The 14,393-nt window shown below is 46.8% G+C and carries 15 protein-coding genes; all 15 read right to left on the bottom strand.

Going from position 1 to position 14,393, the window contains the following annotated elements:
- Positions 1 to 62 precede the first annotated feature (62 nt).
- Positions 63 to 959: a hypothetical protein gene (locus tag GT3570_RS11540; RefSeq protein WP_062898800.1), complete on the bottom strand. Its 897-nt coding sequence runs from the start codon at positions 957 to 959 to the stop codon at positions 63 to 65.
- Between the two features lie 16 nt (positions 960 to 975).
- Positions 976 to 1,548: a hypothetical protein gene (locus GT3570_RS11545; RefSeq protein WP_062898801.1), complete on the bottom strand. Its 573-nt coding sequence runs from the start codon at positions 1,546 to 1,548 to the stop codon at positions 976 to 978.
- The gene (locus GT3570_RS19150) at positions 1,548 to 1,676 is read right to left on the bottom strand and encodes a hypothetical protein (protein ID WP_318258037.1); all 129 of its coding nucleotides are present in this window, start codon (positions 1,674 to 1,676) and stop codon (positions 1,548 to 1,550) included. Before GT3570_RS19150 ends, GT3570_RS11545 begins: the two co-directional genes overlap by 1 nt.
- Before the next feature lie 15 nt (positions 1,677 to 1,691).
- Complete coding sequence (locus GT3570_RS11550; RefSeq protein WP_062898802.1) at positions 1,692 to 1,910, bottom strand: hypothetical protein; 219 nt, start codon at positions 1,908 to 1,910, stop codon at positions 1,692 to 1,694.
- Positions 1,911 to 2,113: 203 nt separating this feature from the next.
- Complete coding sequence (locus GT3570_RS11555; RefSeq protein WP_061912204.1) at positions 2,114 to 2,578, bottom strand: helix-turn-helix domain-containing protein; 465 nt, start codon at positions 2,576 to 2,578, stop codon at positions 2,114 to 2,116.
- Positions 2,579 to 2,777: 199 nt separating this feature from the next.
- Entirely contained in the window at positions 2,778 to 3,827 is a 1,050-nt protein-coding gene (locus GT3570_RS11560) for a hypothetical protein (protein WP_062898803.1), read from the bottom strand.
- Between the two features lie 196 nt (positions 3,828 to 4,023).
- A complete protein-coding gene (locus tag GT3570_RS11565) occupies positions 4,024 to 4,224 on the bottom strand; it encodes a hypothetical protein (protein ID WP_062898804.1) in 201 nt (66 codons plus the stop codon).
- Between the two features lie 14 nt (positions 4,225 to 4,238).
- Positions 4,239 to 5,210 carry a tyrosine-type recombinase/integrase gene (locus GT3570_RS11570; protein WP_062898805.1) on the bottom strand — a complete coding sequence of 324 codons (972 nt, stop codon included), beginning with the start codon at positions 5,208 to 5,210 and terminating at the stop codon, positions 4,239 to 4,241.
- Positions 5,211 to 5,377: 167 nt separating this feature from the next.
- Positions 5,378 to 6,196 carry a sporulation transcription factor Spo0A gene (gene spo0A / locus GT3570_RS11575; RefSeq protein WP_025038882.1) on the bottom strand — a complete coding sequence of 273 codons (819 nt, stop codon included), beginning with the start codon at positions 6,194 to 6,196 and terminating at the stop codon, positions 5,378 to 5,380.
- Between the two features lie 384 nt (positions 6,197 to 6,580).
- A complete protein-coding gene (gene spoIVB, locus GT3570_RS11580) occupies positions 6,581 to 7,876 on the bottom strand; it encodes a SpoIVB peptidase (protein ID WP_011231870.1) in 1,296 nt (431 codons plus the stop codon).
- Between the two features lie 273 nt (positions 7,877 to 8,149).
- Positions 8,150 to 9,871, bottom strand: coding sequence for a DNA repair protein RecN (recN, locus tag GT3570_RS11585; protein ID WP_011231871.1), 1,722 nt, complete (start codon positions 9,869 to 9,871; stop codon positions 8,150 to 8,152).
- Positions 9,872 to 9,997: 126 nt separating this feature from the next.
- Positions 9,998 to 10,447 carry a transcriptional regulator AhrC/ArgR gene (ahrC, locus tag GT3570_RS11590; RefSeq protein WP_011231872.1) on the bottom strand — a complete coding sequence of 150 codons (450 nt, stop codon included), beginning with the start codon at positions 10,445 to 10,447 and terminating at the stop codon, positions 9,998 to 10,000.
- A 56-nt stretch (positions 10,448 to 10,503) separates the two neighbouring features.
- The gene (locus tag GT3570_RS11595) at positions 10,504 to 11,352 is read right to left on the bottom strand and encodes a TlyA family RNA methyltransferase (protein ID WP_011231873.1); all 849 of its coding nucleotides are present in this window, start codon (positions 11,350 to 11,352) and stop codon (positions 10,504 to 10,506) included.
- 3 nt (positions 11,353 to 11,355) lie between these two features.
- The gene (gene dxs / locus GT3570_RS11600; RefSeq protein ID WP_014196321.1) at positions 11,356 to 13,248 is read right to left on the bottom strand and encodes a 1-deoxy-D-xylulose-5-phosphate synthase; all 1,893 of its coding nucleotides are present in this window, start codon (positions 13,246 to 13,248) and stop codon (positions 11,356 to 11,358) included.
- A gap of 248 nt (positions 13,249 to 13,496) precedes the next feature.
- Positions 13,497 to 14,390, bottom strand: a complete 894-nt coding sequence (locus tag GT3570_RS11605) for a polyprenyl synthetase family protein (RefSeq protein ID WP_014196322.1) — start codon at positions 14,388 to 14,390, stop codon at positions 13,497 to 13,499.
- Positions 14,391 to 14,393 lie beyond the last annotated feature (3 nt).

Genomic DNA, 14,393 nt, shown 5'->3' on the forward strand with positions numbered 1-14,393 from the left:
TTTTCTGCGAAAAATTTTTATATTTTTTAGATTAAGAGATGCGTTTGAAGAACGTGTCTTTTTTATTTTTTTACAAGGCGCAATTTAGGTTTCATACGTTCTAATTTCACTGGCTGTAAATACTCATCATATGTTGCTTTGTACATCGGCAATTTTCCCTCAAAGATTTCATCAATCTTATCGAGCATTCGTTTCCGCAATTCAGGATCACGGTCTTTTGCAATCATCACTGAATCGAATATCATTTCCCCAAATGTATCGTTCCATTCATCTTCAATTTTGTCTACAAAAACAGCATCTAAAAATGTATCACGGTCAATACGTTCTGGAAGATTGCGAATAGTTTCTTGACTGCGTTTTGAACGGTCAAGATTGAGAAGACTCAAGAATTCGTTCTTTGAAATAGTTGCATCGCCAATGAACATATAGTCGAGATATTTACGAAAATCAATTGTACCAAGTTCAATCGTTAGCGCTTCAAGTACTTGATAATGGAGATCGTGAAGCGTTTCGAGTGCTTGCATAGTGCGTTTATTTTTCTTCGGCTTTGCTTTGATACATTCGATAAGTGTTTTAAGTTCTCCGAGATCATCAATCAGCTTAGCCCGCAATCGTTTAAACTGTCTATGTAGCTTCTTATATTCCGGCCATATGCGTTTTAAATACACAATGACGTTGAAGATTGAGTATGAATCGGCATTTTCAGCATAATATCGAACCATATGCCATTTTTCTTCTCGACCTTGCATCACCATTTCTAACATTTCCTTAAATGCTTTCGGTGACATTTCCTTTTTGTTCATCATGAGAAGGTACGTCATCATTTTTTCGTAAATGGTTTGCTCGTAGAAAATAAGATCACGAGTCGCACTCATGACATGCTGATGAAAATTCATGATGTCCTGTTTAATTTTGGATTCGATTGTATATAGTTCATTTTTTAGTTGAATTGCGTTCATTTAAATTCCCCCTTGATTAATTTTGTTGAAGCAGTTCTTCTTTTAATCTTTTTATAATAGCTTCGACTTCTTCACTTGTGTGAATAGATGAATCCGTATTATGAAGAATTTCTTTAGCAATTTTATTGAATAACTTTTCTTCATTGTCTCCAAAGAAACTTTGTGCTTCATCAATTACATTTTTGAAGAGACCATCAATAATTTCTTCTAATGTGTCTCCTTCATTTTCATAACTCTGAAGCAAATATTTGTAAAAGCGTTCAGTATGTTCTTTACCGTATATATCTTCAATATCACTTGTAATCCATTCAACAAAATCTTTTGTACGCTCCATGAAATTAAGTGGATTCCATTCCTGCTTTGTTGCAAGAACAACTAAATCAGATTGAGAATTAAAAAATTCGTTATTAGAGAGAACGGTACGTCCTACTTGTCCGTTTTCATCTAAGTAAAGGACATGATAAATTAAATCATTAGGATCAGATGAAATTGTTTCATATTCAAGAAAATTAAAAATGGTGTCTTTTAACTCGTCTAATCTTTTCTCATCTTTAAAAATTTCTTTTAGTGCTTCAATTGATTTACTCATCATTCATTCCCCCGTTTTCTTTTTCGTTTATACTCATCAATCAACACTTGTCCATCATTGGAATGTAAAAACTCCACATATTGGTCAATATCGTCCCAAGCGGTTAGGAAAAGGTTATCTGATTCCATTAAATCACTTCCTCCTTAGTTAATAATCGTATCAGAGTCCGCTTTTTCAGAAAGTAATACAATGAGCCAACCGATGTATTTGTAAAGATCATCATTTATATTTTTCGTTCGCAACCAATTAATAAATTGTTGATTCAGCCCATTTTCGCTAACAAAATCGGCTATTAGTTGTCTCAAAAATTTTATTTCCTTTTCTAATTCTTCAATTTCTTCGAGTTCGTAATAATTACTCATACATTTTCTCCTCCCCCCGAATTAATTTTTAACTGAACATCATACCTACAACCGCCCCATCCTACAACAATGGCATCACCTCCCAAAAGTTTGACCTTCTTTGACGTTAGAACTAACCTTATTATAATTTGACCTTTTTTGACTTTCAAGACTTCTTTTAAAATTTCTAAAAATTATTTAGTTGTCAAGGAGCATGAAAAATCCTACATCCCATTTTTAATTTCCTCAATTAAACACTTAACTTTTTCAAGATTTTTGTAAAACAACTGCGGAACGTGGGAACATCCGAATAATTCATCCTCTAATTGTTTAAGAACCTTTAATGCCTCAATGTTTCTTTCACAAGCTGCAATATACGCTTCAAAATTCATGCGAATAGCTTTGTTTATCTGCTCATCGTCCCCTTCAACAAAATTTTTTAGTTTTGCTTTGTACAAAATGATTTCAATTTCAAGACGATCTATTTTCGTTAGTGATTCCTTTTGTAATAAATAACTTTTTTCCTTAGGAATATTGAATAATTCACAAAGTTTTTCTAAATGATGTTTAGGAATCGGTCTTCTGCCTTTTTTCCAGTCATTGATTTGCGGAGCTGGTATTCCTAAATATTCAGCAACATCTTTATTTTTTAATTTCCAAAGCGAGAAAAAATAATCTAATGCGTGCATGCAAAAACCCCTTTGACTAATTATTAGTCATCCTACTTAAGTAAAATATAATACAATGACTAATTATTAGTCAACCCTGTTTTTAAAATTTTTTAAGGAACAAGACCGCCTTATTTTGCCCTGTAATGAATAGAAATGACAAAGGGATATAAAACATTACCCCACCACCTAGAAAGCTCTACAGGGCAAATACGGGCGTTTAAGCGTATTGTGCAAGTCGTTTACGCAGTTCTTCAATTTCATCTTGAGTTACTTTTTCTTCCTGCTCTTTTTTGATATTTTCACAGTAAGCATTAAAACTCTGTATATAGCTGTCAAACCAATCTGGCAACGCTTCTGTACGTACAGGTTTTTGCTCCACAGTTTCAACTATCTCTGGCTGACGTTCACGCTTCATTTGCCCGAATTGCTTGTGAGCGATTGAATACGCAAGAGCGCATATCTCATCTGCCAGCATTTTCCCTCTGCGTTGCATGAAGTAATGCTTGAGTGATACAAATGTAGCAATAGCCACCTTTTTGCGATCGTCGTTGCTGAAGACGTTACCGAACACTTTTACGGCCTTTTTAAACGCAAGTGTTACCCTGTCCCATGCTTTTTTCAAGGTTTCAGCGTCAAAAATGTGGGCAACAATTCGGTTCACTTCTTTAGAGACAAATTTTACAAAAGTTCCTTTGTTGCTCGAATGATTAACATTTAAATGATTATTACCCTTTTTATAATTAAAATCTGGTGTTATATATGGTACAGACTCTTTTTGTTCGTCTGAAGTCTCTATATTTCTATCATTCTCGACAATTTCAGCTTGTGCATGAGTTTGTGCATGAGCTTGTTCATGCAAAAAGAAAAAATAATAATACTTCTCGAAGTAAGGGTGAGCAGTCAAAAAAATCACAGCTTTACCACGCCCATTGTGTTTCGTGCTAGAACGCCATAAGCGTTTAATAACACCTTTCTTCTCAAGAAAAGCGATGTAACGTCTAACTGTAGACGAATCAATATCATATCGTTCAGAAACGTGTTTAGAGCCTGCGTAGACAAAGCCACGCTCAATAGACAGAAAGCACAGATATTCTAAAGCTGATTTTGTTTCATCTTTCATACGTGCCCATTTTTCACCGATTGCGTGAATAATCGAGCGGAGCATAGTCATTTTGATGGTGTTGCGGTCTTCTTCGCTTGTAACGGCAGGACGATATTGAAGAATTTGTTTGAATTGATGGTGTTCGATGATGGTGTGTTTGCGCATTTCTCCATTCTCCCCTTAACAAACATATGTTCGGTGAGAATGGATGCAACTCGCCTAAATACACCTTGTATATTTTTTTAAAATTGGTGTATAATTGTATCAGGTTTGTATGGAGTGCATCCATTCTCAATCGGCAAGGTGCTGCAACACCTTGCCGATTTTCTTTTTGATTGTGACAGTGTGTGACGTGCAAAAATCATTGTGCAAACGATAGTGCTTCAAATACTTCCTCAAGATCACGTTTTAATTCAAGAAGAATAGATGTATCTTTTCCTGCTTCGCTTGCGATACGGATATCACGATTGATATTTTGAATTTGCCCCCATACTGCTGCTTTGATTGTCGCAAGCTCTTTGTCGCTCAACTTTACTGTTTTGAGCTGTTCGGTTGTTTTCATTGTTTATGACCTCCTTAAATATCCAAATTGCTTAAAGGTGAATGTTTTTGGTATTTCCTTCCGATTTCTTGATCTGTGAAATCAAGATAAGCCTTTTGCGTAACTTCAACGCTTGAATGTCCTAAAATCCGAGATAGCGAAACCCAGTCTCCACCATTTAACAGGTAATATTTAGCAAAATTATTTCTTAACTGATGTGGATGTATTTCAACGCCAACTTTTCTTCCTGCTTCACGTAAAGCACGTTCAAAATTTCTAACGTCTAGTTGAGTTCCTCTTGTTGTTGGAAAAAGATATGGACTATCAGAAAAACGATCTCGATATTTCATCCAGCGTTTTAAATCAGTAGACATTTTGTATGAAAAATACACGTACCGTTGTTGCTTATTCTTTGGATTTTCGATTAGTATTGATTTCGTATCAAAATCAACATGTTCAGGGCGCAATGCACAGCATTCGCTTGCCCGAATTCCTGTATCAAGTATTAGCCTTGTTTGAATCCATGTACGATAGCCGTGAAATGTTGTGATGTCCATTGCGTTAAGTACCTTTTTTATCTCTTCTCTCGTCAGCAAAGGTTTTTTCTTCCGCTGCGGTTTAATATTCTCGATGTTTTCGCACGGATTAGTTTTTATTTCACGTTCTTTATACAAAAAGTTGAAAAATACTTTGATGTTTCTTAGATAATTTGCAATAGTCGTGTCACTTATTTTTTTCCCTGCATCATTTCGCTTGTCGGGATAATTAATTTCTTTGCTTTTTTCATTTGCGACAACTGTATATTTTCCACGCTCCCGTAAATATCTAATGTATTGCCGAATATGAACCGACTTCACCTTGTCAATACTCGTGATTTTACATTCACGTTCAAGGAAAATAAGGAACAGTTGTAAAGTTTGCTGATAACTGGCAAGTGTTTTTCGAGATAAATTTTTTGAATCACAATACAGCAAGAAATTATCTAAATGCATTTGAAGATCATTCAAAATAAAAAACACCTCCAGATTTTATTGGTGGTCAATAAAATCTGAAAGTGTTTTTTGTTAGTTGATATTTAATTCTGAATTTATAGGTATAGTTAAGAAATTTATTGGTCAGTTGTGTAAGTATGGAAGGTTTTTACTATACCTTCAAACCCTTGATACACTTACTCTTACGATGCTTTATGCTCAAGCCGGAGCTTATCGGCCACCATGGCGATGAATTCCGAGTTTGTCGGCTTTGCCTTCGAGACGCTCACCGTATAGCCGAACAGCGAGGAAATCGATTCGAGGTTGCCGCGGCTCCAAGCGACTTCGATCGCATGGCGAATGGCGCGCTCGACGCGGCTGGCCGTCGTGTTGTATTTTTTCGCGATGTCCGGATAGAGCACTTTCGTGATGGAGCCGAGCAGTTCGATGTCGTGGTACACCATCGCGATCGCTTCGCGCAAGTACAGATAGCCTTTAATATGCGCCGGGACGCCGATTTCATGGATGATGCTCGTAATGCTCGCATCCAAATTTTTCGGTTTGTTGTCGCGCGCCTGGTAGGCAGAGCCGGTTTTTCTGACCATCGGCGCCGTTTTGCCATGAATCTGCCGAATGTGATGGACCAAATTCTCCATGTCGAACGGTTTTAAAATGAAGTAGGAAGCGCCGAGTTCCACTGCCTTTTTCGTGACATCCTCCTGGCCGAACGCCGTCAGCATAATGACGCTCGGCTGATGCTCACAACCTGCGCGGACTTTCTCAAGCACAGCCAACCCATCCAAGTGCGGCATAATGATGTCCAGAAGCAAAATATCCGGCCGCTTTTCCTCGAGCATATGAAGGCAATCTTGGCCGTTATACGCCGTGCCAATCACTTCCATGTCCGGCTGACTCGAGATATATTCGTCAAGCAATGTCACCAATTCGCGGTTATCATCGGCAATGCACACCTTAATGCTCAAAACGATCGTCCTCCCCCACTTTTTCTTGCTATGTAACATTCCATTAACGTACATTCGACAACAGCGGCAAAAAATCCTTTTATTTTTCAAAAAATAAAAATTATAACAAAAAACGAGCTCATTAGACAATATTCGTTTTCACCAGCGATGCGTTTGTCGAAAAATCTTTACACATTTCATTTTAATGGATGTTTCACCAAATATCTATGCCAAACCGGCAAAATTTTTGCCGCCTTTTTTGAAAAATTTTTAGTGGCAGCCTAACCAATATGGCGGAATCAATCAAGCCGCTCACAGCATTTCGAAACATTGACCTTGGGATGATCAGGAAGAGATGAATGGTGACCAAATCATCACTCGTCATTTCACCAAATATACGCAAGAATCGAATGTTGGCTGCCGGGAAAAAGCGAGCCGACTTTGTCAGCTCGCTTTCTTTTGTTTGCCGTATAGATCGATGCCTGCCTCTTGCAGCATCCACTCAATGTGGACGCCATAGCCGGATGTCGGATCGTTCACGAAAACGTGCGTCACTGCGCCGACAAGTTTTCCATCCTGAATGATCGGACTGCCGCTCATCCCTTGGACGATGCCCCCTGTTTTCTTTAACAAGCGCGGGTCCGTGACGCGAATCACGAGGCCTTTGGTCGCCGGAAATTTCTGCGGAATGGTGCTGACAATTTCCACGTCAAACTGCTCGACTTTGTCGTTTTCCACCACTGTCAATATTTTTGCCGGTCCTTCTTTCACTTGGTTCGCCAAGGCAACCGGGATCGGTTTTGTGAACGGACCGTTCGGCAGTGGTTTGATCAGCTTGCCGAAAATGCCAAACGGGCTGTTGGTGGTGATCGTGCCGATCACTTCTTCGCCGTCGGAAAAGCGGGCTAATTTTTCACCTGGATTGCCGCTCGTCCCTTTTTCGATCGATGTGACGGTCGAGCGCATAATTTGCCCGTTTTGCACGACAATCGGCTTTTTCGTATCCATGTCAGAGATGACATGGCCAAGTGCGCCATATGTTTTTGATTTGGGGTCGTAAAATGTCATCGTCCCGATGCCGGCGGCCGAATCGCGAATGTACAGGCCGATGCGGTACACATCGTCATGCTTGTCTCTCAGCGGAACGAGCTTCACCGTCATGGAGTGCTGATCGCGCAGAATTTTTAGATGAAGCGGTTTTCCCGTTTTGCCGGCCTCCTCGATGAAAGGGGAAAGGTCGCTCATGTTTTCGATTTTTTGGCCGTTAATGCCGATAATGATGTCGCCGACTTGAATGCCGGCTGCCTCTCCCGGCGATTTTTTCCCGTTTTCGGTTTCGACAAGGTGGTAACCGACGACAAGAACGCCGACGGTATTGAGCTTGACGCCGATCGATTGTCCGCCGGGAATGACTTTGAGCGTCGGCAGCACGTTGACATCCACTTGCTTGATCGGCATTCCGGCAACCTGCAACATCATCGTTTCATGTCCGCGGCGTTTCGCCTTTACAGACAGAGAACCGTTTTTTCGCTCAATATTGAGCGTTTCGGGAGCGTTTCGGTCATTGACGGCCGCTTGCACGGGAAGGGAAGCGGCAGGAAATTCAACCGCATCGCCTTCAAACAGGACAAGCTGCTTCGGAATTTGCCAATATTCCTTCATCGGTTTGGAAAAGGCGATGGCCGTCAATATACCAAGGAGAAGCACTCCTGCGATTTTTCGCGCCGTTTCTTTATTCAATGTCGTCCACTCTCCTCGCTCCCGCCTACACCATGCAAAAACGGTTACAGTTTTAATTTTGCCTGAACCGGGGAAAATATAATCGCCCTGTCGATAAAAAAGCTGCCCGGAATTGGATGGACTTGCATCCGGACAGCCGCGCGGCTTTTTGCTTATCTTTATGAAACACCGTAGTTCTCTTAAGGAAAGCGGGCGCCAAGGCAGAACAGGCAGGCGGAATCGGCCCGCTTTGAGAGGGATGCGCCTCCCCTCGACGAACAGGGGAAACAGGAATCAATGTTTCATTTTCGCCGCCAGTTCCAACAGCTCTTTGGCATGCCGTTTCGTCAATTCCGTCATCTCGACGCCGGAAATCATCCGCCCGATTTCTTTCACTTTCTCCTCCTCATTGAGCTTCCTCACGACTGTTTTCGTCCGTTCCCCATCCGTCTCTTTGGCGATCAACAAGTGCGTGTCCGCCATCGCAGCGACTTGCGGCAGATGGGAAATGCAAAGCACTTGCGACTGGCTGGCGATGCGGTAAATTTTTTCCGCCATTGCCTGGGCGACGCGTCCGCTGACACCGGTGTCGACCTCATCAAAAACAATCGACGTCACTCCTTGATGTTTGGAAAAAATCGTTTTCAACGCCAGCATAATGCGCGACAGCTCGCCGCCGGAAGCGACTTTGACGAGCGGTTTTAACGGCTCGCCGACGTTCGTCGAAATGTAAAACTCGACGACATCGATGCCGTCTTCTTGGAACCTAACCGGCACGCCGTCGACCAAGGGAGCGTCAAGCGATCCTTCGCGCTTGGCAAATACGATGTCAAATTTCGTTTTGTCCATGTACAAGTCTTTCAGTTCTTGATGAATGCGCTCAATCAGGCGCCGGGCATATGTTTGCCGAACAGCGGTGACGTTTTTCGCCTCCGTGAGCAACTCGTCCGTCACCAGAGCGAGCTGCTGCTTAAGCTCATGCACATGCGTTTCGCGATTTTCGATTGTCTCGATTTCCTCGGCGATCGTCTCGGCATAGTGCAAAATATCGGCGATCGTCGCCCCGTATTTTCGTTTGAGCTGCCCGATTTCCGCGAGACGGCTTTCAATGGCATCGAGCCGCTCTGGGTCGTATTCCATCTCCTCAATTTGATCGCGCAGCTTGTACATGACTTCCTCGAGCAAATAGTAGCAGTTCGCCGTCGTTTCATGCGCATCTTTGAGCGCTGCATCCATGCCTGCGACGTCATCGAGATGGCGCATCGCCTCCCCGATGGAATCAAGCCCGCGTCCCTCTCCGGAGAGGGCCTCATAGCTTTTCTGCAGCGCGGTATAAATTTTTTGAAAATTGACGATGCGAACTTTTTCCTCCATCAGCCGCTCGTCCTCGCCCGGCTCGAGCGCCGCCTGCTCGATTTCACGCAGCTGAAACGTCAGCAAATCAAGCCGGTGCGCCATTTGCTGTTCATTTTCGCTCAGCTTTTTCAATTTGTTTCCGAGCTCCTCATACCGCTCGTAGACGGCGCGGTAGCGAGCAAGCGCCTCTGCCGCCTCTAGGCCGCCGAACTCGTCTAAAAGCGGCAGATGGCGGGACGGATCCATCAGTTCTTGATGTTCATGCTGGCCGTGAATATCAACAAGCGTCGCCCCGATGTCGCGCAGCACCGCCGTCGTGACGAGCTTGCCGTTAATGCGGCAGACGCTTTTGCCGTTGGCGAAAATATCGCGGCGCAACACGATCATGCCGTCGCTGGCGTCGATGCCAACGTCTGCGCATTTTTGCCAGCACGGATGGCGGTCATCATCAAGCAAAAACAGCCCTTCGATTTCCGCCTTTTCCGCTCCAAAGCGGACAAATTCAGCGGAGCCGCGTCCGCCGATCAACAAATGAATCGCGTCGATGATGATCGATTTGCCGGCTCCCGTTTCGCCGGTTAACACCGTCAGCCCTTTGTCAAACGACAACGAGAGCGACTCGATAATGGCGAAATTTTTAATCGACAGCTCGGCGAGCATTTCACCACTCCTTGCCTGTCCGATTAATTCCACTTTTGATTATAGCACGTATGTTCGGATTTGCAAACGAGGACCGCCCTGTCGTTCCGTCCTTGAACGTGGAACGGAAGCTGGGCCGGTCCTCGCCTAGAGCATGGACAACAGCTGGTCGGACACTTTTTCCGCATCTTTCGGAGTACGGCAGATGATCAGGCACGTATCGTCGCCGCAAATCGTACCGACGATTTCGTTCCAATCCAAATTGTCGAGCAAGACGCCGACGGCATGGGCGTTGCCCGGCAGCGTCCGCAACACAAGCAAGTTGCCCGTTCCGTCAAGCTTCACAAACACATCAACAAGCGCCCGCTTCAGCTTTTGCAGCGGATTGAAGCGCTGGTCGGATGGAAGGCTGTACTTGTAGCGGCCGTTGGCCATCGGCACTTTGACGAGCTGCATTTCTTTAATGTCGCGCGAGACGGTCGCCTGGGTGACGTTAAAGCCAGCTTCTCTCAGCCGGTCGACAAGCTCGTCTTGCGTTTCAATGTCATGGTTCATAATGATTTCGCGAATTTTAATATGCCTTTGCCCTTTGTTCACATTGCGCCACCTCCCCGCTTTTCAAAGTGCAGAGCAGATTGTCCGTCCCGCCGACGCTATTTGCCGCTTGGCTCCACGCTCCCCGCCCGCAATCGGGCATGCGCCTCGCTCACCACGTCGGCGACGGATGCTGGCAGTCGGTTTTCTCCCTCCCGGTTTCCTCCAGGATAGGCAGCATGAAGCAAAAATTCAATATTGCCGTCGCCGCCGGTAATCGGTGAATACGTTAAATGAAGAACATCGAACCCTTCCGCGCAGGCGAATTGAATGATCGATTCGAGCACTTCCTCGTGAATGTTCGGATCGCGGATGATCCCTTTTTTGCCGACCTTTTCCTTGCCGGCTTCAAACTGCGGCTTGACGAGAGCAATCACATCGCCGCCCGGCACCATGACCGTCTTGACGACCGGCAAAATGAGCCGCAGCGAAATAAACGAGACATCGATGACAGCTACTTCCGGCAGCCCTTTCGTAAACTGATCCGGCGTCACGTAGCGGAAGTTCGTCCGCTCCATTACAACGACGCGCTCGTCTTGACGCAGCTTCCAGGCAAGCTGGTTGTAGCCGACATCGACGGCATACGTCAGCTTCGCCCCATGCTGCAAGGCGCAGTCGGTGAAACCGCCGGTCGACGCGCCGATGTCAAGAACAATTTTATTTTCCACGCGAATATGAAACTCGCGCAACGCTTTTTCCAGTTTCAACCCACCGCGGCTGACGTACGGAAGCGGGTTGCCTTTCACCTCAAGCGGAATGTCAACCGGCACTTTTTCCCCGGGCTTATCGAGTCGAACGTCGTTTGAATAGACAAGCCCGGCCATGATCGCTCGCTTCGCCTTTTCCCGCGTTTCCGCCAGCCCTCGTTCGACAAGCAGCACATCGAGCCGTTCTTTTTTTCCTTTCATGTCTCAAGCCCTTTTCTGTTTTCTTGGCACCATCGTTTTGATGCGGTCGATGATATGGGTCGACGTCAGCCCGATTTCATTGAGCAGCTCGCTGACGCTTCCATGTTCGATAAAGCGGTCCGGGATGCCCATCCGTTCGATGACCGCTCCGTGATAACCATGATCATGAGCAAACTCCAACACAGCACTGCCAAAGCCGCCTTGCAGCACCGCCTCTTCGACCGTTAAGATCGGCAGGCGGCTCTCAAGCAGTTCGTGAAGCATCGCCACGTCCATCGGCTTCAAAAAGCGAGCGTTGACGACTTTCACCGATATGCCGTCTTTCGCCAGCTCGTCGGCCGCCTTAAGCGCCATCGAAATCGTCGTGCCAAACGTCAAAATCGCCGCATCGCAGCCGTCGCGCAACACTTCCCACGTGCCGATTGGGATTTCTTTCAGCTCCTCATCAAGCGGTACGCCAAGCCCGTTGCCGCGCGGGAAACGCATGGCGATTGGCCCGTCGTCGTAGCGGATGGCGGTGTACACCATGTGCTGTCCTTCGTTTTCGTCTTTTGGCATCATCAACACCAAATTCGGCACATGGCGCAAAAAGGCGATGTCAAACACCCCTTGGTGCGTTTCGCCGTCCGCCCCGACCAACCCAGCACGGTCAATGGCGAAAAAGACATTTAAGTTTTGCCGGCATACATCATGGACGACTTGGTCATAGGCGCGCTGCAAAAATGTCGAATAAATGGCCAAAAACGGTTTCATCCCTTGCGTCGCCAATCCAGCCGCGAGCGTTGTCGCGTGCTGCTCGGCGATGCCAACATCAAACATCCGATCTGGAAACTCGCTTGCGAACCCTTCCAGCTTCGAGCCGACCGGCATCGCCGGCGTAATCGCGACGATGCGCGGGTCGGTGCGAGCGAGCCGGCGCACGGTTTCGCTGACAAGCGCGCTCCATGACGGACCGGCCTCTTTCGTTTTGACAAAAGCGCCGGTTTCGATTTTGTACGGCCCTGTGCCGTGCCATGTGCCGACTTTGTCGTTTTCCGCCGGACTGTATCCTTTCCCTTTCTTCGTGATGACATGCACAAGCACCGGACCTTTCATCTTCTTCGCATAGCGCAAGTTCTCAAACAAATCCTCAAAATCGTGGCCGTCGACCGGGCCTAAATACGTAAACCCGAGCTCTTCGAAAAACACGCCGGAGACAAGCAAATATTTCAAGCTGTCTTTCAGCCGCTCGGCCGTCGCCGCCAGCTTGCCGCCGACCGCTGGGATGCGCTTGAGCAGCAGCTCCAGTTCATCTTTCACCCACTGGTATTTGCCGGCGGTGCGCAACCGACCGAGGATGTTGTGCAACGCGCCGACGTTCGGGGCGATCGACATTTCATTGTCGTTTAAGATGACAATCATATCCGTTTTCTCATGCCCGATATGGTTGAGCGCCTCAAGCGCCATGCCGCCGGTGAGCGCCCCGTCGCCGATGATCGGCACGATGTATTCATCCGTCCCTTTCAAATCACGGGCGATCGCCATTCCCATCGCCGCCGACAGCGACGTCGAGCTATGGCCCGTTTCCCACACGTCATGCTCGCTTTCGCTCCGTTTCGGGAACCCGGACAGCCCCTTGTATTGGCGGAGCGTGTCAAACGCGGCGGCGCGTCCGGTCAAAATTTTATGCACGTATGACTGGTGTCCGACATCCCAAATGAGCTTGTCTTTTGGGCTGTCGAATTCGCGGTGGAGGGCGATCGTCAGCTCGACGACCCCTAAGTTTGGGCCGATATGTCCGCCCGTTTTCGACAACTTCTCAATTAAAAACCGCCGAATCTCGGCGCTTAACCGTTTCAGCTCAGGAATGGACATGTTTTTGACAACGCGCGGATGGTCAATTTTTGTCAAGTCCAACAAAGATCACTCGCTTTCATTCTGTCGTTCTCCGAGCCGTTTCTCCTCGTACAGGTAGTATTATTATACATGATCCGGCGCGAAAAATCGACTTTTCCCGCCAACGCAGCCCGTCACCACCTAGGACGCGTTTTGTGGTGTATCTATAGAACTTGCGGCGGCCGCCCGGCGGAAAACAACCAAAAAAACAAGGCCGCCTCCGCCCCGAAGGAAAGCGAACAACGGGAACAAGAGGCCGCCGCCCCGCATCAGTGGTCGCGGACCGCGACAAGCTCGCAAATGTAGGCCAGCACCGCGTCATCGATTTTGGCTTGTTGCAAATGGCGCTTCGCGGCGTCGATGTGAAACGCCAGTTTCTCTTTGGCACCGCCTAGCGAAAGAAGCGCCGGATATGTCGCCTTCTTGTTGTCGCGGTCGCTGCCGACTCGCTTGCCGATTTTTTCTTCCATTCCTTCAATGTCCAAAATATCGTCGCGAATTTGAAAGGCGAGGCCTAAATGTGCGGCGAACTCGTTGAGTTCGCGCGTCTGCCGACCATCGGCGCCGCCAAGCAGGGCGCCGGCGTGCACGCTGTATTGCAACATTTTCCCCGTCTTATGGCGGTGGATGTATTCCAGTTCCGCAAGCGCCAGCGTTTTTCCTTCCGCCTCCATATCAGCCGCCTGTCCAGCGACCATGCCTTCCGGGCCGGCCGCCTTCGCGAGCTGCTCGATGAGCTGCAGCCGGACGGAAGGCGGAACGCGGTCGTCATCAACCTCGGCGATCAATTGAAACGCATACGTAAGCAAGGCGTCCCCGGCCAAAATGGCCATCGCCTCGCCGAACACTTTATGGTTCGTCGGTTTGCCGCGCCGCAAATCATCGTTGTCCATGCTTGGCAAATCATCATGAATGAGCGAGTACGTATGGATCATTTCAATGGCGCAAGCGACTGGCAGACCGATCGCCGGGTCTTTGCCAAGCGCTTGGATGGTCGCCAGCAACAAAAGCGGGCGGATTCGTTTGCCGCCGGCCTCAAGCGAGTAGGCCATCGCCTTTTTCAGCGTCTCCGGCCCACGAAGCCGCGCCATATAGGAGGAAAGCGCCGCCTCGACGGCCCGTTTTTGTTCGTTGAGAAACTGTTCAACCGAAAGCTGCGCCACCCG

The sequence above is a fragment of the Geobacillus thermoleovorans genome, assembly GCF_001610955.1.
GTDB classification, from domain to species: domain Bacteria; phylum Bacillota; class Bacilli; order Bacillales; family Anoxybacillaceae; genus Geobacillus; species Geobacillus thermoleovorans.